At 30.5% G+C, this 2,070-nt stretch carries 5 protein-coding genes; all 5 read right to left on the bottom strand.

What is annotated here, in order from left to right; translation table 11 throughout:
• Positions 1-228: stalk domain-containing protein (locus JCM21531_RS17020; RefSeq protein WP_038291600.1), on the bottom strand; the 228-nt coding region annotated here is incomplete at its 3' end.
• Between the two features lie 85 nt (positions 229-313).
• A complete protein-coding gene (locus tag JCM21531_RS19225; protein WP_038291599.1) occupies positions 314-874 on the bottom strand; it encodes a hypothetical protein in 561 nt (186 codons plus the stop codon).
• A gap of 36 nt (positions 875-910) precedes the next feature.
• Entirely contained in the window at positions 911-1,213 is a 303-nt protein-coding gene (locus tag JCM21531_RS17010) for a DUF5702 domain-containing protein (RefSeq protein WP_243467890.1), read from the bottom strand.
• Positions 1,214-1,236: 23 nt separating this feature from the next.
• Positions 1,237-1,593: a hypothetical protein gene (locus tag JCM21531_RS17005; RefSeq protein ID WP_131464578.1), complete on the bottom strand. Its 357-nt coding sequence runs from the start codon at positions 1,591-1,593 to the stop codon at positions 1,237-1,239.
• Positions 1,594-1,625: 32 nt separating this feature from the next.
• A partial coding sequence (locus JCM21531_RS17000) for a DUF5702 domain-containing protein (RefSeq protein WP_038291594.1) occupies positions 1,626-2,070 on the bottom strand: 445 nt, incomplete at its 5' end.

Here is a 2,070-nt window from a genome sequence, read left to right as displayed (position 1 = left end):
TTTTTTCGCATTTCCATCCCACGTTACTGTTGCTCCCAAAGCTTCTCCAATAAACCTTGCTGGTGTCTGCGTCCTTCCATTCGCATCGATGAACGGCTTCTCATCCGGAAAATACAACTCTTCTCCATTTACAACCACACGAAGCGGTATATTAATCGCAAAAGTGATATTTGAAAAAAGTATAGTTACTATAAATATTGTTAATATTAATTTTGCAGATTTTCTCATTTTAAGCCCTCCATTTTACTATAGTCTTTATTAACATAGAGACTGATAACCTTATTCTCCTTTATTATCTTTTTTATTATCTTTTTTAAAAAAAGTGTTTAATTTCATTTATTTTCTCACCATTTTCATCAACTTCATATATGTATACACCATCCATTAATATAATTCCTATTACGCAACCTTTGCTTTCAGCGTTTAAGCAGTAAACTACTTCAGAAGTATCTAATTCTTCGAGCAATGTCATATAATCATCAATTACAATGCAATCAACACTAGATACATTAGATGCCACCCAATGTTCAGCATATAGCAAGTCTTTAGTTCTATTCGCTTTTGTTAATAATTTTCCACCAGTATATGGATTTATAATATCTTCTTTATATTCGCTTCCTAATGTGCTTAGAACTCCCGCATAATCACCGGTTTTTGTAAAATCTCTCTTGTCTGTAGCATCAATAACATATTCTAAAAATTTTTCCGCATTTGTCTTTACTTCTTTATCCCCTATACCATGTGTACTTTGTGACAAATCTGTTTTTGGTTCTCCAATAGAATGGTTCTTTTTTACCTCATCACCTCCACAAGCAGCTAATAAAGAAATAGTACAAAAAATAATCATTACAAAAATTACTTTTGCTTTGTTCATTCCACAACATTCCTTTCCTTCTAAAATTATTTTTCGTTAATATCCTTTATACAGGACAACATCTAACTCTATTCTTTTTCCATCTTCGGTTCTGAACTCTTTTGGCATAAAAGGTTTTGTCGCAAACAAATATTTTATAGAAACTGAAGATTCAATACGCATATACGTACTACATTCTGACATTTTAAAAGTTTTATTCCCAGATACATTTCTCATATTCACTTGAATCAAATCAGCTATTCTTTTTATTTTCACATCTTTGTCTGTAAAAAGTAGAAATAACCTAAGGTAATCAACGTATTTCATGGAGAGAAAAGACCCTTTAAGGTTTGTTTTCATTACTTCTGAATCACTTGTATTACCTATAGAATCAATAAATTTATCAACTTCTTCTTTTCCTTTCTCAGCTGTTTCTTTAAATTTTTTTCAAATTTTTCAATTAAATCTTTCTTATACTCTCTAATTTTTGTTTTTATATTAAGTTTCACTTCATTTTTTGCTTTTTGAATAGTATTAAAAATCATGCTATTTATTTTTTTGCTAGTTTCATCTACATTATATCCAAGCAACTCCTTTCCTTCCGCAAGTTCAACAGTCAACTCAGCAATTACCTCTTTAAGATTTCTATTTTTATATTCTTGCAAAAAATCTGTATAATCTACTCCCAGAATAATTTCAGGCACATAGCTACCCAAAGTACTATTCTCAACAATTTTCATTTCTTCTTGAAGCAAAACTTGAACTTTCGTTGCTAATTTGATTTCATTATATCTCCTATTTCACCTTCACCATTAAAGTATACGCTTGCTTCAAAATCGCTAAAAATATTTTCAGCCGAATACATATTTTCTTTTAAAGGATTTTCAATACTTGCAAAAGCTTTATCAACCAACAGGTCAACTTTAGAATCAATGTAATCAGAAATAGTTATACTTGCACTTTTTAGAAAATCTTCTACTTTATTTTCTGTATAGTCAATAACTTGCTTAGCTGCATTCCGTGCTATATTTTTTGTATTTTCTACAATTTCATTTGTAATTATTTTAGAAAACCCATCAATATCCGTTATCCACGTATTTCTCGTTTTAAATATCGGTACACTATCCCCTTTCAACAGCAGGTACACATCAAACAAAGACTCAGCCATTGCCCAAGCCATCATAATCAATGTATGTACAATTGGTACACCTACACCG

It is taken from the genome of Acetivibrio straminisolvens JCM 21531, assembly GCF_000521465.1.
In the GTDB taxonomy this organism is placed as follows: Bacteria; Bacillota; Clostridia; order Acetivibrionales; family Acetivibrionaceae; genus Hungateiclostridium; species Hungateiclostridium straminisolvens.
Note: the sequence above shows the minus strand (reverse complement) of the source record. Positions and strands in the feature narration are given on the sequence as shown.

What these genes read in the sequence shown, in the direction of transcription:
- JCM21531_RS17010 (WP_243467890.1), bottom strand. Translation starts at nt 1,213, where the DNA reads ATGAAAACAAACCTTAAAGGGTCTTTTCTCTCCATGAAATACGTTGAT.
- JCM21531_RS19225 (WP_038291599.1), bottom strand. Translation starts at nt 874, where the DNA reads ATGAACAAAGCAAAAGTAATTTTTGTAATGATTATTTTTTGTACTATT.
- JCM21531_RS17005 (WP_131464578.1), bottom strand. Translation starts at nt 1,593, where the DNA reads ATGAAAATTGTTGAGAATAGTACTTTGGGTAGCTATGTGCCTGAAATT.